Below are 19,047 nucleotides of genomic sequence, written 5' to 3'. Positions count from 1 at the left end.
TCATACGGCGGCACCCTCCTCTTCGGAAGCGGCGTCGGTCTCGGCGGCGGTGGGCTCGTAGACGAGGACGGCCCGGTTGTCGGGGTGGAGCCGGGCCTTGGCGATGGCCTGGACCTCCTCGGCGGTGACGTCGAGGACCTTGGGGAGGGCGTCGTTGAGCAGCTTGGGGTCGCCGAACAGGACGGCGAAGCGGCACAGTTCGTCGGCACGGCCGGCGACGGTGGTGAGCCGGTCGAGCCACTCGCGCTCGATCTGGGCCTGGGCGCGTTCGAGTTCCTCGGCGGTGGGGCCCTCGGCGGCGAAGCGGGCGAGCTCCTCGTCGACGGCGGTGCCGATCTGCTCGACGGTGGCGTCGCCGGAGGTCTTGACGTCGAGCCAACCGAGGCTGGGGGCGCCGGCCAGGCGCAGCAGGCCGAAGCCGGCGGCGACGGCGGTGCGGTCGCGGCGGACCAGCCGGTTGTAGAGGCGGCTGGACTCGCCGCTGCCGAGGATGGTGAGGGCGAGGTCGGCGGCGTCGGCCTCGCGGGTGCCGTCGTGCGGGAGCCGGTAGGCGGCCATCAGGGCGCGCGAGGGGACGTCCTCGCGGATCTCCTCGCGGATCTCGCGGCCGATGGTCTCGGGGAGTTCGCCGGAGCGCGGCGGCTGCTTGCCGTCGTGCGCGGGGATGGAGCCGAAGTACTTCTCGACCCAGGCGACGGTCTGCTCGGGGTCGATGTCGCCGACGACGGACAGGACGGCGTTGTTGGGCGCGTAGTACGTCCGGAAGAACGTGCGGGCGTCCTCCAGGGTGGCCGCGTCGAGGTCGGCCATGGAGCCGATCGGGGTGTGGTGGTACGGGTGGCCGTCGGGGAAGGAGAGCGCGGTGAGCTTCTCGAAGGCGGTGCCGTACGGGACGTTGTCGTAGCGCTGGCGGCGCTCGTTCTTGACGACGTCGCGCTGGTTCTCCATGGACGTCTCGTCGAGCGCGGCGAGCAGCGAGCCCATCCGGTCGGCCTCCAGCCAGAGGGCGAGCTCCAGCTGGTGGGCGGGCATGGTCTCGAAGTAGTTGGTGCGCTCGAAGCTGGTGGTGCCGTTGAGCGAGCCGCCGGCGCCCTGGACGAGCTCGAAGTGCCCGTTGTTGGAGACGTTGGCCGAGCCCTGGAACATCAGGTGCTCGAAGAGGTGGGCGAGGCCGGTGCGGCCCTTGACCTCGTGGCGGGAGCCCACGTCGTACCAGAGGCAGACGGCGGCGACCGGGGTGAGGTGGTCCTCGGAGAGGACGACGCGCAGGCCGTTGGCCAGGCGGTGCTCGGTGATGGCGATGCCTCGGCTGGAGGCGGGGGCCGGGTTGGCCATGCGCTCGGGTCCTTCCCGTCGTCGATGTCGGGGTTCGTGTGGCGTCCCCCATTGTGGTGCAACGCGCGGGAGCCGTGTTCGTGTCCGCGCGCGGGGGGCGTTCGCCAGGGGCGGAAGAGGGCCGCTGACCGGGAGTGTCGGCCCGAGGGTCCACAATGGGGGCGCCGCGCCCTGTCGACGGTGCCCGGTTGACGGGTCCGGCGGCGGGGGTGGCGAGGAGACGGCCGACGTTCGCCCCACGGCGCGCGGCGGCCGGCCGAGACGGACCGAGACACAGCCAGCGACACGTAAGGGAGCCCCGCCGCGATGGCCCGCCGCAGTTCGCAGACCCCGCCGCCCGGAGACTTCGAGGAGCGGATCCTCGACGTCGACGTCGTGGACGAGATGCAGGGCTCCTTCCTGGAGTACGCCTACTCGGTGATCTACTCGCGTGCACTGCCCGACGCGCGGGACGGCCTGAAGCCGGTGCACCGCCGCATCCTGTACCAGGCCAACGAGATGGGCCTGCGCCCGGACCGCGCGCACGTGAAGTGCGCCCGCGTGGTGGGCGAGGTGATGGGCCGGCTGCACCCCCACGGTGACGCGTCCATCTACGACTCGGTGGTGCGCATGGCGCAGCCGTTCTCGATGCGGCTGCCGCTGATCGACGGGCACGGCAACTTCGGTTCGCTGGGCAACGACGACCCGCCGGCCGCGATGCGCTACACCGAGTCGCGGCTGACGGCCGCGTCGATGGCGATGGTGGAGTCGATCCACGAGGACACCGTCGACTTCGGTCCGAACTACGACGGCAGCGAGCAGGAGCCGCTGGCGCTGCCGGCCGCGTTCCCGAACCTGCTGGTGAACGGCGCCACGGGCATCGCGGTGGGCATGGCGACGAACATGCCGCCGCACAACCTGTCCGAGGTGGTGGCTGCGGCCCGGCACCTGATCAAGCACCCGAACGCGGACCTGGACACGCTGATGCGGTTCGTGCCCGGACCGGACCTGCCGACCGGTGGGCGGGTCGTGGGCCTGTCGGGCATCCGGGACGCGTACGAGTCGGGCCGCGGCACCTTCAAGATCCGGGCGACGGCGTCGGTGGAGGCGGTGACGGCCCGCCGCAAGGGCATCGTGGTCACCGAGCTGCCGTACAACGTCGGCCCGGAGAAGGTCATCTCGAAGATCAAGGACCTGGTCAACGCGAAGAAGCTCCAGGGCATCGCGGACGTCAAGGACCTGACCGACCGCGAGCACGGGCTGCGGCTGGTCATCGAGGTGAAGAACGGCTTCGTGCCGGAGGCGCTGCTGGAGCAGCTGTACAAGCTGACGCCGATGGAGGAGACCTTCGGCATCAACAACGTGGCGCTGGTGGACGGGCAGCCGCTCACACTGGGGCTGAAGGAGCTGCTGGAGGTCTACGTCGACCACCGCTTCACCGTGGTGCGCCGGCGCAGCGACTTCCGCCGCCGCAAGCGCGAGGAGCGGCTGCACCTGGTCGAGGGCCTGCTGGTGGCGCTGCTCGACATCGACGAGGTCATCGCGATCATCAGGTCGAGCGACAACGCGCAGCAGGCGAAGGAGCGCCTGATGGAGCGCTTCTCGCTGTCGGAGACGCAGACGGCGTACATCCTGGACACCCCGCTGCGGCGGCTGACCCGCTTCGACCGGGTGGAGCTGGAGCAGGAGAAGGCGAAGCTGACCGCGGAGATCGCGGAGCTGACCGAGATCCTGGAGTCGGACACCAAGCTGCGCAGTGTGGTGTCCTCCGAACTGGGCGCGGTGGCGAAGCAGTTCGGCACGGAGCGGCGCACGGTGCTGCTGGAGGCGGGGGCGGTGCCGTCGGCGGCGCTGGCGGTGCCGCTGGAAGTCGCGGACGACCCGTGCCGGGTGCTGCTGTCGTCGACGGGGCTGCTGGCGCGGACGACGGACGGCGAGCCGTTCGAGGTGTCGGAGAAGCGGGCGAAGCACGACGTGATCGTGTCGGCGGTGCACGCGACGGCGCGGGCGGACGTCGGTGTGGTGACGTCCGCGGGCCGGGTGCTGCGGCTGCCGGTGATCGACCTGCCGGCACTGCCTCCGACGCCGTCGCCGACGCTGGCGGGCGGGGCCGCGGTGGGCGAGTTCCTGCGGCTGGAGGCCGGGGAGCGGGTGCTGGCGCTGACCACGCTGGACGAGTCCTCGCCGGGGCTGGCGCTGGGCACGCTGCAGGGCGTGGTGAAGCGGGTGGTGCCGGAGTGGCCGGCGAACAAGGACGAGTTCGAGGTGATCGCCCTCAGGGAGGGTGACGAGCTGGTGGGCGCGGTCGAACTGCGCACCGGCGAGGAGGACCTGGTCTTCATCGCCTCGGACGCCCAGCTGCTGCGCTACCCGGCGGGCCAGGTGCGTCCGCAGGGCCGCCCGGCGGGCGGCATGGCGGGCATCAAGCTGTCGGACGGCGCCCGGGTGCTGTCCTTCACGGCGGTGGATCCGGCGGCGGACGCGGTGGTGGTCTCGGTGGCCACGGCCACGGGCACGCTGTCCGACGGCGAGCAGACGACCTGGAAGGTCACCCCGTTCGAGCAGTACCCGCGCAAGGGCCGTGCCACCGGTGGTGTGCGCTGCCAGCGCTTCCTGCGCGGTGAGGACGGCCTGGCCTTCGCCTGGGCCGGTGCCGCCCCGGCCCGTGCCGCCACCGCCAAGGGCGCCCCGGTCGAGCTGCCCGAGCGTGACCCGCGCCGCGACGGCTCCGGCACTCCGGTCACCACCCCGATCGCGGTGGTCGCCGGCCCGGCGTAGCGGCTCTCGCCCTCGCTCGGGCGGAGGGGTACCGGAGACCATCCGGTACCCCTCCGCTTTTTCGTGCCCGTCCGACCGGGAATGCGGAACGGCGATCACCAATTCCCGGGCATGGCCGGAACTTTGCCCACCCATGGGTTAGGTTCGCCGAACAGGTGCTCCAACAGCACATCACCATCTCCGGGGGCGGGAAGTTGGCCGAGGAATTCAAGATCGACATGGGCCGGATGAGAACGGTGGCCAAACAACTCGACGAATGCGGCATCCGCATGGGGGCTGTCGCCAAGAGCCTGGAAAACCTCGGCAAGGGCAAACAGTTGGGCACCGAACGGCTCGACTCTGCCTGCAAGGGCTTCGAGGACCACTGGCAAGGCGGCATCAGCCGGATGGCCAAGCTCGCCCACGGCCTGCGCGAGGGCCTGGACGCCTCGCTCAAGAACTACGGGGACAACGAGCAGGGCACCGCCAAGGGCCTCGGCGCGACCTGAGCCCACACGCAGGGGGACTGACTTCCACCATGAGTGACACGAACTGGCCGGGCCTCGGCTTCTGCCCGGCCCCGGGGGACCTCCCGGCCATCGCCAAGATGTACGCGGACGTCGACACCGTCGCCCGCGAACTGGAGGAACTGCGCCACGCGCTCGCCGACCTCGGCTCCGAGGGCAGCGCCTGGCAGGGCGAAGCCGCCCGCAACTTCGCCGGCAAGCTGGGCGAACTGCCCAAGTACCTCACCCAGGGCCACGAATCGATGGCCGCCTGCTCCCGAGCCCTCAAGTCCTGGCACACCCAGCTCACCGGGCTGCTCTCCACCGGCCGGACCATGGAGGCCCAGGCCGTCGAGCTGCGCTCCCGGCTGGGCGAGGTGAACATCCAGTGCGACGCTGCGGGAAAGGCCCTCGACGCCTCCGCGCAGTCCGCCGACACGGCGGCCCGGGCGAAGGCCAAGGCCGACTTCGAGGCCGAGCTCCAGGCCCAGCAGCAGCTCGTGCACCAGCTCGACGAGCTGATCGCGAGCGGCCACAAGCAGCTGTCGGACCACAAGAACAAGGCCGAGGTGGCCGCCAAGGCCATCATGGAGGCGTCCCGGCACCACCCGCCGGACCCGAGCTTCCTCAAGCGGATGCTGGACAAGGTGGAGCACGCGTGGCAGAAGTCGCTGGACTTCCTGGCCGAGCACGCCGACGACCTGTCCAAGATCTCGGCGGGGTTGGCCATCGCGGCGCTGGTGATCCCCGGGGCCGGCCCGATCCTGGGCGCCGCGGCCATGCTGACCAGCGCGGCCGCGATGGCCGGGCACAGCATCGCCAAGTCCCGTGGCCAGGAAGTCTCCTGGCTGAAGATCGGGCTGGACGGGCTCGGGGTGATCCCCGGCGTCGGCGCCGTCAAGGGCTTCGCCACCGCCGGGAAGTCGATCACGAAGGTTCAGGGTGTGGGCGTCGTCAACAAGGTGATCCGAGCCCCGATCAGGAACATCAGGACGTCGGTAGCCGCCGAGGGAGCCGGCGTCGCCGATCGCACCTCGGCCGCCGGCGCGGGCCTCTTCGAGAAGACCGTGAACCCGATATCGACCAAGGCCATCGTCGGCGGGCTCAAGAAGGCGGGCATCGAAGTGGATCCCCGCGCGGTCACGATCACGAACAAGGCGAACGGACTTGCCTACGGTTTCTACCACGACGCGGAGAAGGAGAAGGCCCGGGAGTCCTGCGTCGAGGCCCCGGGGCCGCTTCCGAAGCCCGCGTACCGACCGGCGGCCGCACCGTTTCTGAACGCCGTCGGCTGAGAGAGGAGCAGCTCATGGTCAAGGACCTCCATGTGACGCTGCCGGTTTCGGGCGGACAGCTCGCTGCCGTGCCCGAGGTGGCCGAGGCGGCATGGCGGGCCGAAACGCTCTACGGGGTCACCCTGTTGAACGACGACGTGGCCCGCAACGTGGTGATCAAGCACATGCGGAAGCGGGGGCAGCAGGACTGGCACGACGAGGCCGCCTTCCTCCTCGTCCTCGGTGGAATCGTGGTCTCCTTGGTCACGGGCAACTGGGCAGCAGCGATCCTCGGGGGTCCGGCCGGGATCGCAGTCTGGCTGCGTGGCATGAACCACAGCTCGGCGAAGAACAGCGCCTCCGTACACTTCACCGCGTACATCGGTCTGCTGAATCAGGCCCGACGTGCCGGGCTGACGTTCCAGATTCCCAGCGAGTGGGGGGCCGACGCCGATCGGGCTTCGTGGGAACAGGGCGCCGCGGCCACTCCGCAAGCACCGGCCGCCCCTGCCCCGTACCCCTCCGCTGCGCCTCCGCCCACCGCTCCCGCACAGCCCGGCTCGTGGTGGCCGACAGACGCCGTCATCGACCCGAAGTTCCCGGTGCTGCCGACCGCCGCACTCACGCGCCACTGGGCACTGGCCGGCCGGGCACGTGAGATCGGCGCTCCGTACGGCCTTGACTTCCTCAACGAACAGGCCGTCCGGGGACTGCTCACCACCTTGCGGCGCTGCCGTCACTGGCACCTCGTGTGGAGGTCGGTCTCCATTCTGGCTCTGATCACGGCCGTGACCGTCTTCTCCATCGGCCAGGATCCCTCTCACATCGAGCGCGCCCAACAGTTCCGATCAGCCGCCATCGGGCTGGTGGCCGTCGCTGTGTGCGCGGCCCTGCCGGCTCTGAAGTCGTACCGGAGTTGGCATCGCTCCGGGATGCACGACCATGCCAACGCCTACCTAGACCTGCTGATCGAGGCTCGCGCGTACGGCGTCCCGGTCCCCGTCCCGCCGGCCTGGCTGGATGTCCGCAACCGGATCCGCAAGCCCTCATGACCTCCGTGGAAGGCCCGATGGACATTCCGATAACCACCGGGGACACCCGCCTCCAGATCCGCTTCGTCGTCCCCCCCGCCTTCCACGAGGTCCCGGTGCTCGGCACCGACGACCAGGTGGCCGAGGAGCTCTGGGAGTTGGTCTGCGAGGTGCTGGCCTCCCGGTCCGAGGAGGTGCGGGTGCGCTGGGCCGTGGCACTGGCCGGGCTGATCCCGCCGATGGCCGAGGCCGGGGTGATCCACGCCGGGATGTGCCTGGTGGACGTGGACGGCCGTCCGAGCACGGCATCGATCGTGGCCTCGGTGTGCCCGCTGGTCGGCACCGACTACGCGGGCGCGGTGGACTTCCTGCTCGCCCGGCTGGCCCGGGCCCGTCCGGAGGCGGAGGTGACGGCGATCGAGCTGCCGGCCGGCCGGGCGGCGGCGGTGATCGACGCCGTGGCGACCGCGCTCGACGACGGGTCGACCCCGCTGGACGGCCTGGCGGTCCCGCTCGTCGACGGGGTGCTGACCACCTCGGTGATCCAGGTGCACCTGCCGCTGCCGAACGAGTCCCAGCTGCTCTCGCTGGAGCTGAGCACCCCGTGCTCCGAGGACTGGGGGCTGTACTCCGAGCTGTTCGCGGACGTCGTCCGCAGCATCCACCTGGAGTTCGCCGACCTCCCGACCGTCTCCGAGCCGCCGTACGACACAGTGGACGAGGCGGTCGCGCAACGAGTGAAGGCCGCGTTCGGGTGATCGACTGAAGGCGATCAGGTGAGGGTAGCCTTGCCCAAGTGAGCACCTGTGCGACCGTGTCGCGTGAACTTTCGGAGCCGCTGGCCGCGACGGCGGCGGTGGCCACCACCTGGCTGCTGGTGGAGCAGAACGGACCGTGGGGCGCGAAGGCGCTGGGCGAGAGCCATCTGGACGCCGCGGTCGGGCGGGCGCTGGAGGCGGCCGCGGCCGGGACGGGCGTGCGGGTGGCCCTGATCCGACGGCCCGGGCGGCACGCCGACTGCCTGCCGACCGCGCGCCACGAGGTGCTGGTGGCGCACACCGTGCCCGGCCGCGGCTGGGTGCGCCGGGCGGGGGTGGCGGATCCGGCGGAGCTGCTGGAGCTGGACTTCGCCGCGCTGGGCGCCGGTGACCACACCGGTTTCGGGGCGGAGCACGTCGGTGGCCCGGTGGCCCTGGTGTGCACCAACGGGCGGCGGGACCGCTGCTGCGCGCTGCTGGGCCGTCCGCTCGCGGCGGAGCTGGCCGCGGCCGGGCACAGCGAGGTGTGGGAGGTCACCCACCTGGGCGGGCACCGCTTCTCCCCCACCATGCTGGTGCTGCCGTACGGCTACGCGTACGGGCGGCTGACGCCGGAGACCGCCAAGGAGGTGCTGGCGGCGACGGCGGCCGGGCACACGGTGCCGGAGTGGTCGCGCGGCTGCTCGGGCTGGGAGCGTCCGGGCCAGGCGGCCGAGCACGCGGTGCGGGAGCTGATCGGCGAGACCCGGGTGGACGCGCTGACGCTGGCCCAGCGGCCGGACGGCGAGGGTCGCTGGGTGGTCGGGGTGCTGCACCGGGACGGCCGGTCCTGGGAGGTGGACGTGATCGAGGCGGCCAGCGAGCCGGCGCGTCCGGAGAGCTGCGGCAAGGCGGCGGGGACGCCCTCGCGGATGGACGTGCTGTCCGTACGAGGGGTCTGAAGCGCTACGGCCCCGCGCCTGTGGGGGTGGGCGCGGGACCGCAGCGGCGGGGGGCACCGCGGGCGGGGCCGCAGGCGCCGGGGGTCAGCCGGTGGCCTTGCCGACGAACTCCGTGGTGTACGTCTTCGCCAGGTCGATCGACTCCTCCTTGCCCTTGACGTCCGGGTGGAACGCGGCGAGCACGGCGAGCACGGTCTTCGGCCCGTCGGCCGGCATCACGCCGTCCGTGGTGAACATCGGCAGGGTCGCCTTGATCGCCGCCGCGTACTGTTCGGCGCCGCCCTGCGCGTAGTCGGCGGGCATCTTCGCGGCGATCTCCTCGGGGCTGTGGGTGGCCATCCACTTCAGGGTCTTCACGAAGGCGTCGGCGAGCTTCTGGGTGGTGTCCCTGTTCTTCTCCACCCAGTCGGTGTTCATGTACAGCGACGAGGACGGGTAGAGGCCGCCGAGCGCCTCGCGCGAGCCCTCGGGGGTGCGCATGTCGTAGAGGACCTTGCCGAGGCCCTTGTCCAGGACGGCGGCGACGGTCGGGTCGGTGGTCATCCCGGCGTCGATGCTGCCCTGTTGGAGCGCGGCGATGAAGGTCTGGCCGGCGCCGACCGCGATCGGGCTGAACTCGCTGACGGCGGTGCCGTTCTTGACCGCGAGGTACTTGGTGAGGAAGTCGGTCGAGGAGCCGATGCTGGTGACGCCGAGCTTCCTGCCCTTGAAGTCGGCGCCGGACCTGATCGCGTCGGCCTGCTTGGCGGAGACCACCTCGACCTCGCCGGGCGCCTGGGCGAACTGCACCACGGACTCGACCTTCTTGCCCTTGGCCTGGAGGTCGATGGTGTGGTCGTAGAAGCCGACGGCGCCCTGGACGTCCCCGGCGAGCAGCGCGGTGGTGGCGTTGACGCCGGCGGGCTCGGTCATCAGCTCGACGTTGACGCCGGCCTCGGCGAAGAAGCCGAGCCGCTGGGTGAGCATCGCGGGCAGGTAGATGACCTTGTCCAGGCCACCGACCATGATCTTGACCTTGGGCCCGTCGACCTGCTGCCCGGCGGGGGCGGCGACGGCTCCGTGGCCGGCGGTGGCGGCGTCGTTGGCGCAGGCGGAGAGCGGGAGGAGCAGGACGGCGGCGAGGGCGGCCGCGGCTGATCTGCCGGTCGGGTTGGGGCGCATGGGTGGGGGCCTCTTTCTCGGTTCTGACAGGGGGAGTTCAGCGGCCGTCGCCCGCGTCGGCGGGCTTCCAGCGGAACAGCTTCTTCTCGGCGAAGGTCAGCAGCCCCTCGGTGAGCAGGGCGACGACGGCGAGGATGGTCATGGCCGCGTACACGCCCGCGGCGTTGAAGGTGCCCTGGGCGGCCGCGACGAGCAGGCCGAGGCCCTTGGTGGCGCCGATGTACTCGCCGACGATGGCGCCGATCAGCGCGAAGCCGAAGCTGACGTGCAGGCTGGTGAAGATCCAGGTGGTGGCGGCGGGGATGACCACCTGGAGGGTGACCTTGCGGTTGTCGGCGCCGAGTATGCGGGCGTTGGCGACGAGGTTGCGGTCCACCTCGCGGGCGCCCTGGAAGGCGTTGAAGAACACCGGGAAGAACACCAGCACCACCGCGGAGGCGACCTTGGAGGCCGGGCCCAGGCCGAACCAGATCAGGAAGATCGGCGCGAGCACGATCCGCGGAATGGCGTTGAGCACCTTGATGTAGGGCCCGAACACGTCGGCCAGGAAGCGGATCCGGCCGAGCGCGATGCCCAGCAGCACACCGCCGACGACACCGATCACCCAGCCGGTGAGGGCCTCGTAGAGGGTGTAGCCGATCTGCTCGCCGAGTGAGCCCTGGGCGGTGCCGTGGGTGATCCACTGCCATATCTGGTCCCAGATCCTCGACGGCTGGGAGAAGTTGAACGGGTCGATGACGTCCGTACGGGCGCAGACCTCCCACAGCCCCAGGAAGGCGAGCAGCACCGCGGCCCGGGCGCCGTGGACAAGCGACTTCCGTTGGCGGGCGGCCCGTTCGCGGGCCTCGGTTCTCGTCGTGACGGCCGTGGGTTTCCCGGCGCCGGCCGGCACGGGCGCGGACTCGGATGCGGACGCGGTCTCAAGCGGCACGACCCGCTCCTCTCTCCCTGGTGATGCGCACCTCTTCGCCGAGCGAGGCCCAGATCTCGCGGTACAGCTCGACGAACCTCGGCTCCAGCCGGACGGCCTCCACGGTGCGCGGGCGGGGCAGGTCGACGGTGAAGACCTCCTTGACGGTGGCGGGGCCGGCCGTCATGACGACGACCCGGTCGGCGAGCGCGATGGCCTCGTCCAGGTCGTGGGTGACGAAGACGACGGACGAGCCCGTACCGGCCCACAGCTCCAGCAGCTGGTCCGACATCAGCGCCCTGGTCTGCACGTCCAGCGCCGAGAAGGGCTCGTCCATCAGCAGGATCGCCGGGTCGTTGACGAAGGTCTGGGCGAGCGCGACGCGCTTGCGCATGCCGCCGGACAGCTGGTGCGGGTAGCGGTCCTCGAACGCGGCCAGGCCGACCCGGCCGAGCCAGTCCCGGGCCCGCTCCCTGGCCTCGGCGGCGGGCACGCCGCGGAAGCGCGGGCCGGCCGTCACGTTGGACAGGACGGTGCGCCACGGGAAGACGGCGTCCTGTTGGAAGACGAAGCCGACCTTGGGGTCGATCCCGCGCACGGGCTCGCCGTACACCCGGACCTCGCCCTCGGTGGGCTCCTCCAAGCCGCTGACGAGGGTCAGCGTGGTGGACTTGCCGCAGCCGGTGGGGCCGACGACGGCGACGAACTCGCCTTGGGCGACGGTCAGATCGAGATCGCGGACGGCGGTGTGCAGCGCCCCGGACGGGGTGCGGAACCGTTTGGTCGCGCCGGTCAGCTCGATCGCCGGGGTGTTGCTCATGTCCATCCTCCGGGGTCTGTGCCTGCCCCGGAAAGGTAGGAGCGGGCCCGGCCCCGGCGGGAGCCTTCTTCGCGTAGTGCGACTTCTCCGCATAGAGGGGTGTTCTGCTCGTTTTGCTTCCGCTACAACTGCGGGGACGCGGCTGACAGGAACACCCCGGAAACATAGGGTGTCCCGACCCACCCACCGGCGCCCCCGACCGCCCTCCGAGGACGCCCGATCCCCCGCAGCCGCCGAGAGGAGGCCCGGATGAAGCTCCCCCGCGGACCCCGCCGGGTCTTCGCCCAACTGCTGCTGAGCCAGACCGTCGTCACCGTCGGGGTCACCGCCGTGACCGCCGGACTGTTCCTGGCCCCGGTCAGCAGCGAGCTGGACCACGACGCGATGCAGCGGGCGCTGTCGATCGCCCAGGCCACCGCCACCGACGAGAGCATCGCCCGGGCCGCCGCCGCCCGCGACGTGGTGGCCGCGCAGCGCAACGCCGAGCAGATCCGGCTGGCCACCGGCGCCAGCTTCGTGGTGGTCACCGACCTGGACGGCATCCGGCTCTCGCACACCGACCCGGGCCGGATCGGCCAGCGGGTCAGCACCGACCCGGAGCCGGCCCTCAGCGGCCGCAGCGTCACCGCCATCCAGGAGGGCACCCTGGGCCGCACCGCCCGCGGCAAGGTGCCGCTGCGGATGGCGGACGGCCGGATCGTCGGCGAGGTGTCGGTCGGCATCAGCGACGACTCGATCCGCCGCCGACTGCTGACGATGCTCACCGGGATCCTGCTGTGCGCGGCCGCCGGTCTGGCCGCCGGGACGATCGCCACCCTGCTCCTGGCCCGCCGCCTCAAGCGCCGCACCCACAACATCGCGCTGGCCGACATCTCCGCGCTGCTGGTGGAGCGGGAGGCGATGCTGCACGGCATCCGCGAGGGCATGGTGGCGCTGGACGAGCGCGGCCGGATCCGGCTGGCCAACGACGAGGCCCTGCGGCTGCTCGGCCTGCCCGAGGACTGCGCCGGCCGCCCGATCGGCGCGGTGCTGCCGCCCGGCCGGCTGGCGGACGTGCTCGCCGGACGGATCCCCGGCACCGACCTGCCGGCCGTCCGGGACGACCGCGTCCTGGTGGTGAACCGGACGGCCACGCCCGAGGGAGGCGCGGTGGTGACCCTCCGCGACCGCACCGAACTGGAGTCGCTGGTCCGCGAGTTGGACACCACCCGCAGCCTCACCGAGGCCCTGCGGGCCCAGGACCACGAGCACGCCAACCGGATGCACACCTTGCTGGGCCTGCTGGAGCTGGGCCGCCACGAGCAGGCGGTGGCGTTCATCTCGGAGCAGTCCGGCTCGCACGCGGTGGTCGCCGCGCGGATCGCCGAGCAGGTGCAGGACCCGCACGTGGCCGCGCTGCTGGCGGGCAAGACCGCGGTGGCGGGCGAGCGCGGGGTACGGCTGGCGCTGGCCCCGGCGGCGCACCTGCCGGACGCCGTGGTGGACGCCCGGGCACTGGTCACGGTGCTCGGCAACCTGATCGACAACGCGGTGGACGCACTGGCTGCGGGCGGCGGGGGCCGGGTGGAGGTGAGCCTGGCCGCGGCCGGCCCGACCCTGCTGCTGCAGGTCGCGGACAGCGGCCCGGGGGTGCCGGAGGAACTGCGCGAGCAGGTCTTCGAAGAGGGGTGGACCAGCAAGGACGCGCCCGCGCACCGTCCGCGCGGGCTGGGGCTGGCGATGGTGCGGCGGCTGGTCGAACGGACCGGCGGCCGGATCGTGCTCGACGGCGGGCCGCTCGGCGGCGCCCGCTTCACCGTCGAGCTGCCCGAGGCCCTGCTCACCACTCGGCTCGTGGAGGCGTGATGATCGACGTACTCGTGGTGGACGACGACTTCCGGGTCGCGGACGTGCACGCCGCGTACGTGGCGAGGGTCCCGGGCTTCCGGGTGACCGGCACCGCGCACTCGGCCGGGGAGGCACTGGCCGCCGTGGAGCGCCGCCCGGTGGACCTGCTGCTGCTCGACCACCACCTGCCCGACGAGACCGGCCTGGCCCTGGTGCGCCGCCTTCGGGACCGCCAGGTGGCCTGCGACGTGATGATGGTGACGGCCGCCCGGGACGTGTCGACGGTGCACGCCGCGATGCAGCACGGCGCGCTCCAGTACCTGGTCAAGCCGTTCACCTTCGCCGGACTGCGGGACAAGCTGGTGGCGTACGCGCAGCTGCGGCACGCGCTCGCCGCCCCGGCCAGGGAGGCCGGCCAGGACGAGGTGGACCGGCTGTTCGCGACCCTGCGCAGCGCCGCCGCCCCGGCCGGAACGCTCCCCAAGGGCCACTCGGCGCCCACCACCGACCTGGTGATGGGCGTGCTGCGCCGAGCCGGCCGGCCGCTCTCCGCCCAGGAGGTCGCCGAGGCCACCGGGCTGAGCCGCTCCACGGCGCAGCGCTACCTCAAGCAGCTGGAGCGGGACAGCCGGCTGCGGCTGACCCTGCGGTACGGCGACACCGGCCGTCCGGAGCACCGCTACGCGCCGGCGGCCCGGGCCTGAGGCGCGCCCCGGTTCCGGCCCGGGGCCGGACAGGGGCCGGACAGGGGGGAACCCCGGCGGCCCCAGGCCCGCCGGGGTTCCCCGGGCGCGACGGCTCAGGCCGCGCCCGCACCGGTGAGGGCCCGTACCTCCAGCTCGGCGAACCGGTCCGGGTCGGCGGGCTCGGACGAGGTGACCGTGCCGATCCAGCCGGCCAGGAAGCCGAGCGGGATGGAGACGATGCCCGGGTTCTCCAGCGGGAACCAGTGGAAGTCGACGCCCGGGAACAGCGCCTCGGCGGAGCCGGACACCACCGGCGAGAAGCACACCAGCACGATCGCCGGGATCAGCCCGCCGTACACCGCCCAGACCGCGCCGCGCGCGGTGAACCGCGACCAGAACAGGCTGTACAGCAGCACCGGCAGGTTGGACGAGGCGGCGACGGCGAAGGCCAGGCCGACCAGGAAGGCGACGTTCAGCTGCTGGGCGAAGAGGCTGATCACGATCGCCGTCGCACCGATCCCGGCGGCGGCGATCCGGGCGACCACCACCTCCTGCTGTTCGCTGACCTCGGACTCCGACTCCTTCGCCGCCCGGGAGGCCGGGACGGCCTCGCCCCGGCGGCGCCGCCCGCGGCCGTCCTGCGTCTGCTCGCGCCCCGGCCGGGCGCGCCAGGCGCCGGCCCAGATGTCGTGGGCGAAGGCGGCCGAGGAGGCCAGGGTCAGCCCGGCGACCACCGCGAGGATGGTGGCGAAGGCGATCGCCGAGATCAGCGCGAACAGCACCACCCCACCGGTGCTGCCGTTGCCGCCGCCGAGCATCAGGGCGAGCAGCGGAACGGCGGTGTTCCCGGCCGAGTTGGCGTGCCGCACCTCGGCCGAGCCGATCAGCGCGGTGGCGCCGAGGCCGAGCACGATCGCCATCAGGTAGAAGCTGCCGACCAGGCCGATCGCCCACATCGTGGAGCGGCGGGCGGCCCGCGCGGTGGGCACCGTGTAGAAGCGGGACAGGATGTGCGGGAGGCCGGCGGTGCCGAGCACCAGGCCGAGGCCGAGGCTGACGAAGTCCAGCCGGCTGGTGAGGCTGCCGCCGTACTTGAGTCCGGGCTCCAGGTAGCGGTGCCCGGCGCCGCTGTGCTGGGCGGCCTGGCGCATCAGCTCGCCGAGGTCCCCGTGGAAGCGGACCACCAGCAGCACGGTGAGCAGGACCGAACCGCCGGTCAGCAGGAAGGCCTTGATGATCTGGATCCAGGTGGTGGCCCGCATCCCGCCGATGGTGACGTAGACGATCATCAGGGCGCCGACGGCGATGATGGTCCAGGTGCGGGCGTGCGGGCTGCCGGTGCCGAGCAGCAGGGCGACCAGCGAGCCGGCGCCGACCATCTGGGCCACCAGGTAGAGCAGGGTGACCACGACGCTGGCGCCGCCGGCCGCGGCGCGCACCCTGCGGCGGCGCAGCCGCAGCGCGAGCACGTCGGCGAGGGTGTACCGGCCGGCGTTGCGGACGAGTTCGGCGACCAGCATCAGCACCACCAGCCAGGCGACCAGGAAGCCGATGCTGTAGAGCACGCCGTCGTAGCCGTACAGCGCGATCAGCCCGGCGACGCCCAGGAAGGAGGCGGCGGAGAGGTAGTCCCCGGAGAGCGCGAAGCCGTTCTGCAGGGGGGTGAAGTCGCGGCCGCCGGCGAAGAAGTCCTCGGCGGCGTTGCCCTGGCGGCCGACCCAGAGGGTGACCCCCAGGGTGACCAGGACGACGACGGCGAAGAGCGCGATCGCGAGCGAGTGATGGTCGCCGGTGGGGGCGACGGGCGGCGGGGTGGCGGTCGTCACCGCGGTGCGCACCGCGGTCCGTACGGCGGCCACGGCGGCGTCGGTGGGCATGGTGGGCATCACGGTCGTCATCGCAGTTGGTCCTGGGTGTCCCAGCGCAGGCCCAGGGCGGCGCGGTCGCGCTTGGTCCGGGAGTTGCGGGCGTAGAGCCAGGTGAGCAGGAAGGTCGAGGCGAACTGCAGCAGGCCCAGCAGCCAGGCCACGTTGAGCGGACCGGCCACCGTCCTGCGCATCAGGTCGGGGGCTCCGGCCTGGGCGGCGACGAACAGCAGGTACCAGGCGAGGAAGGCGCTGGTGATCGGGAAGACGAAGGTCCGGTAGCTGCGGCGGATCTCGCGGAACGTGTCGCTGGCCTGGACCGCCCGGTAGACCTCGGTGCGGTCGGCGACCGGCTCCTCGTCAAGTGGCGCGTGCGGTACGGCCGGTGACTCCCCGTCGTCGGGGTCGGACTGGGCGAACGGCTCGTCGGCGGCCCCGTGGACCGGTGCGCCGACGGCCACTGACCCGACGACGGCCTCCGCCGACTGGGCCGTACGGGCGTGGTCCGTACGGTCGGGGCCCGACTGCGCCGGTACCGCCGTCCGGCGGTGCGCGGCCGATGGCTCGGCGGACTCAACGGGGGTGCCGGCGGCCGGAGCGGCCCACCAGTCGAATTGCTGTCCCGGTCCGGGACTGCTCGTCTGCTGCTGTGGCACTGCTGCTCCTGGACGGCCGGATGTTCTGACCCGAACCATGATGGCGGCCCCCGGACAGCGCCCCTGACCATCGCAGATACGTTCACTCGATGAGGTGATCGATCATCCGACAGACACTCATCCGACTACTGCTGCGTCCCGGTGATTCCGTGTCGGAAGGCGTAGGCGACCGCCTGCGCCCGGTCCCGCACCGCCGTCTTGGCGAACAGATTGTTGATGTGGGTCTTCACGGTCGCCGGACTGACGAAGAGCCTCCGGGCGATCTCGGCGTTGGACAGCCCCTCGGCGATCAGCGCCAGCACCTCGGCCTCCCGGACGGTCAGCCCGTCGGGCAGCTCCCCCAGCCGCGCCGCGGGCCGCTCGGCGGTCTTCCCGGAGCCGGCTGGCTGCTCCGAAAGCCTTTCCAGCAGGCGGAGTTGGACCTGCGGGGAGAGCCCGGCCGCGCCCGAGCGGACGTCCGCGATGGCCCTCGCGATCTCCTCGGCGCCGGCGTCCTTGGTGAGGTAGCCACGGGCCCCCGCCTGGAGCGCCGGGAACAGCGAGTCGTCGTCGGCGTAGGTGGTGAGCACCACCACCTCGGTCTCCGGGTGCGCGACACGGATCCGCCGGGTCGCCTCGACGCCGTCGCAGCGCGGCATCCGCAGATCCATCAGCACCACGTCCGGGTGATGACGCTCCACCAGGGCAACCGCCTCCTCCCCGTCCCCCGCCGCACCGACCACCTCGATGCCGGGCAGCAGCCCCAGCAGCATCACGATGCCCTCGCGCACCACCGTCTGGTCGTCCGCGACCAGCACCCTGGTCGCCCCCGCCGCCGTCATGCCGGCACCCGCAGCAGCACGCGCCACCCTCCGTCCTCCGGGCCCGCCAGCAGCGTGCCGCCGAGCAGTTCCGCGCGTTCGCGCATTCCCAGCAGACCGTACCCGCTGCCGCTGTCGGCCAGCTCCCCCGGCTGCGGCCGGTCCTCGGACGGGCCGCGCGGCGGCCGGGCGTTGCGCACCTCCAGCTCCACCGCCCCCTCCAGGTAGCGCAGTCGGACGGAGCAGCGGGCGCCGGCCGCGTGCTTGCGGACGTTGGTCACCGCCTCCTGCGCGGTGCGCCGCACCGCGAGGGCAGCCTCGGCGGCGAGCGGCCGGGGCGTGCCGGTGACGGTGAGCTCGGCACGCTCCCGCCCTGCCAGCTCGACCAGGAACTCCCCGACCGGGGTGAACTCCCCGCGCAGCGCGGACAGCGCCTGCCGGGTCTCGGCCAGCCCGTCCTGCGCCATCCGCCGTGCGGCGACGACCCGTTCGCGGATCTGCTCGCGATCCGTCCCGGCGTCCAGCATCAGCCGGGCCGCCTCCAGGTGGACGAGCTGCGCGGACAGGCTGTGGGCGAGCACGTCGTGGATCTCCCGGGCGATCCTGGCCCGTTCGGCGAGCGCCGCGCTCTCCGCCTCGGCGGCCCGGGCGGCCCGCTCCTGGGCGAGCAGCCGGCGGGAGGTGCCGCGCGCCTCGATGTCCAGCCGCAGCAGGTAGCCGAGCAGGGTGATCCCACCGACGGTGGCCGCGATGCTGAGCCAGCTCGACGTGGTCACCGCCGCGTACGAGGCCAACGAGGCCGCCGCGGTGATCAGCCCGGGCGCGGGCGGCATCCGGACCAGCGCCATCACCGCCAGGCCGTACCAGAGCACGTCGGCGAGCAGGCTCGCCCCACCGGTGTTGGCCAGCCACGCGGCACCGACCAGCGCCCCGGTCAACAGGTACGCGGGCAGCGCACGCTGCTCCCGGGTGGCGCGCAGCCAGGCCGCGCAGAGCCCGAAGGCCGCGACCAGTCCGGCCGTCGCGGCCACCGCCGCCAAGCCGGCGTACCTGCCGTCGGCGAGGGTCCCCCAGGTGACGGTGGCCACCAGCACGATGCGGCCCAGCACGGTCAGGGCCCGCCGCGGCCGGCTCTCGGCCTCGCGGTCCATCCCCTCGCGGGACGGCCAGCGGGTCCAGTACCAGCCGGCCACGGCTGCCTCCTCGGTGCTCAGGGCGGTGCTCACGGCGGTGCCCAGGGCGATGGGTCGGTGCGTCGGGATCGGTGCGGTTCAGTGCAGGAGGGCGGTGGGGGGCGTGGGCTCCAGCGCCCGGGCCCTCCAGTTCACCACGAGCGCGCGGACCAGCAGCAGGACCGCCATGCCGAGCATCAGGGAGCTGCCGGACTGGTGGACGTGCAGCGCCCCGCCGATCCCGTACAGGCCGAGCCGGATGGCGAGCATCCCGATCCACGCGGCGACCGTGGCCTTGGTGCCCTTGAGCATGACCGAGCCGTCCACGGCCCGCCAGAGCCGTACGGTCCAGCCCCAGACGGAGCCCATCGCGAGCACGGCGACCAGCCCGACGGCCAGCAGGCCCCCGGACAGCACGGTGTGCTGGTGGTCGATGATCTGCGGGTCCCGCAGCGCGAGCGCGCCCAGGATCAGCGGAAGGATCCAGAAGCGGCGCTCGGAGTCCAGGCGCTGCACGCGCATCTGTCGCCGGACGACCAGGACCAGCACCGCGGCGACCACGAGCAGGT

17 protein-coding genes are annotated in these 19,047 nt (G+C 72.5%); 8 read left to right on the top strand and 9 right to left on the bottom strand.

What is annotated here, in order from left to right; genetic code table 11:
* Window positions 1-1,335 (bottom strand): M16 family metallopeptidase, encoded by a 1,335-nt coding sequence (locus tag ACWDBE_RS36700; protein WP_449793414.1) that lies wholly within the window; start codon window positions 1,333-1,335, stop codon window positions 1-3.
* A 306-nt stretch (window positions 1,336-1,641) separates the two neighbouring features.
* Between ACWDBE_RS36700 and ACWDBE_RS36695 the strand changes: the two genes are divergently transcribed.
* The 6 genes from ACWDBE_RS36695 to ACWDBE_RS36670 all read left to right on the top strand — a co-directional run bounded on the left by ACWDBE_RS36695 (window position 1,642) and on the right by ACWDBE_RS36670 (window position 8,581).
* Window positions 1,642-4,092 carry a DNA gyrase/topoisomerase IV subunit A gene (locus ACWDBE_RS36695; protein ID WP_449793415.1) on the top strand — a complete coding sequence of 817 codons (2,451 nt, stop codon included), beginning with the start codon at window positions 1,642-1,644 and terminating at the stop codon, window positions 4,090-4,092.
* Window positions 4,093-4,247: 155 nt separating this feature from the next.
* The gene (locus tag ACWDBE_RS36690) at window positions 4,248-4,580 is read left to right on the top strand and encodes a hypothetical protein (RefSeq protein ID WP_449810140.1); all 333 of its coding nucleotides are present in this window, start codon (window positions 4,248-4,250) and stop codon (window positions 4,578-4,580) included.
* 29 nt (window positions 4,581-4,609) lie between these two features.
* The gene (locus tag ACWDBE_RS36685) at window positions 4,610-5,872 is read left to right on the top strand and encodes a hypothetical protein (protein WP_449810139.1); all 1,263 of its coding nucleotides are present in this window, start codon (window positions 4,610-4,612) and stop codon (window positions 5,870-5,872) included.
* Between the two features lie 14 nt (window positions 5,873-5,886).
* Window positions 5,887-6,903 carry a hypothetical protein gene (locus ACWDBE_RS36680; protein ID WP_449793418.1) on the top strand — a complete coding sequence of 339 codons (1,017 nt, stop codon included), beginning with the start codon at window positions 5,887-5,889 and terminating at the stop codon, window positions 6,901-6,903.
* A gap of 17 nt (window positions 6,904-6,920) precedes the next feature.
* Window positions 6,921-7,640: a hypothetical protein gene (locus tag ACWDBE_RS36675; RefSeq protein WP_449810138.1), complete on the top strand. Its 720-nt coding sequence runs from the start codon at window positions 6,921-6,923 to the stop codon at window positions 7,638-7,640.
* 38 nt (window positions 7,641-7,678) lie between these two features.
* A complete protein-coding gene (locus ACWDBE_RS36670) occupies window positions 7,679-8,581 on the top strand; it encodes a sucrase ferredoxin (protein ID WP_449793420.1) in 903 nt (300 codons plus the stop codon).
* 84 nt (window positions 8,582-8,665) lie between these two features.
* Here the strand turns inward: ACWDBE_RS36670 and ACWDBE_RS36665 are convergent, their stop codons facing one another.
* Genes ACWDBE_RS36665 through ACWDBE_RS36655 form a run of 3 tightly spaced genes read right to left on the bottom strand, consistent with a single transcriptional unit; the run spans window position 8,666 to window position 11,472 of the window.
* Window positions 8,666-9,742: an ABC transporter substrate-binding protein gene (locus tag ACWDBE_RS36665; RefSeq protein WP_449793421.1), complete on the bottom strand. Its 1,077-nt coding sequence runs from the start codon at window positions 9,740-9,742 to the stop codon at window positions 8,666-8,668.
* Between the two features lie 37 nt (window positions 9,743-9,779).
* A complete protein-coding gene (locus ACWDBE_RS36660; protein ID WP_449810146.1) occupies window positions 9,780-10,634 on the bottom strand; it encodes an ABC transporter permease in 855 nt (284 codons plus the stop codon).
* 28 nt (window positions 10,635-10,662) lie between these two features.
* A complete protein-coding gene (locus tag ACWDBE_RS36655) occupies window positions 10,663-11,472 on the bottom strand; it encodes an ABC transporter ATP-binding protein (RefSeq protein ID WP_392883708.1) in 810 nt (269 codons plus the stop codon).
* 249 nt (window positions 11,473-11,721) lie between these two features.
* Between ACWDBE_RS36655 and ACWDBE_RS36650 the strand changes: the two genes are divergently transcribed.
* Window positions 11,722-13,317 carry an ATP-binding protein gene (locus ACWDBE_RS36650; RefSeq protein WP_449793422.1) on the top strand — a complete coding sequence of 532 codons (1,596 nt, stop codon included), beginning with the start codon at window positions 11,722-11,724 and terminating at the stop codon, window positions 13,315-13,317.
* On the top strand, window positions 13,317-14,003 hold the full coding sequence (locus ACWDBE_RS36645; RefSeq protein ID WP_449810137.1) for a response regulator: 687 nt from the start codon (window positions 13,317-13,319) through the stop codon (window positions 14,001-14,003). Before ACWDBE_RS36650 ends, ACWDBE_RS36645 begins: the two co-directional genes overlap by 1 nt.
* Window positions 14,004-14,098: 95 nt before the next feature.
* Here ACWDBE_RS36645 and ACWDBE_RS36640 read toward each other — a convergent pair whose 3' ends face one another.
* The 5 genes from ACWDBE_RS36640 to ACWDBE_RS36620 all read right to left on the bottom strand — a co-directional run.
* Window positions 14,099-15,883: a solute symporter family protein gene (locus ACWDBE_RS36640; protein WP_449793424.1), complete on the bottom strand. Its 1,785-nt coding sequence runs from the start codon at window positions 15,881-15,883 to the stop codon at window positions 14,099-14,101.
* On the bottom strand, window positions 15,880-16,506 hold the full coding sequence (locus ACWDBE_RS36635) for a DUF485 domain-containing protein (RefSeq protein WP_449810136.1): 627 nt from the start codon (window positions 16,504-16,506) through the stop codon (window positions 15,880-15,882). The genes ACWDBE_RS36640 and ACWDBE_RS36635 overlap by 4 nt, the downstream gene beginning before the upstream one ends.
* Window positions 16,507-16,631: 125 nt before the next feature.
* The gene (locus ACWDBE_RS36630) at window positions 16,632-17,327 is read right to left on the bottom strand and encodes a response regulator (protein WP_449810135.1); all 696 of its coding nucleotides are present in this window, start codon (window positions 17,325-17,327) and stop codon (window positions 16,632-16,634) included.
* Window positions 17,324-18,457 (bottom strand): sensor histidine kinase, encoded by a 1,134-nt coding sequence (locus ACWDBE_RS36625; RefSeq protein ID WP_449793429.1) that lies wholly within the window; start codon window positions 18,455-18,457, stop codon window positions 17,324-17,326. The genes ACWDBE_RS36630 and ACWDBE_RS36625 overlap by 4 nt, the downstream gene beginning before the upstream one ends.
* Window positions 18,458-18,577: 120 nt before the next feature.
* On the bottom strand, window positions 18,578-19,047 hold a 470-nt coding region (locus ACWDBE_RS36620; protein WP_449810134.1), incomplete at its 5' end, for a DUF1453 domain-containing protein.

The sequence above is a fragment of the Kitasatospora sp. NPDC001132 genome, assembly GCF_053598415.1.
The sequence above is the reverse complement of the archived record's forward strand: the minus strand, read 5'-3'. Positions and strand labels throughout refer to the sequence as shown.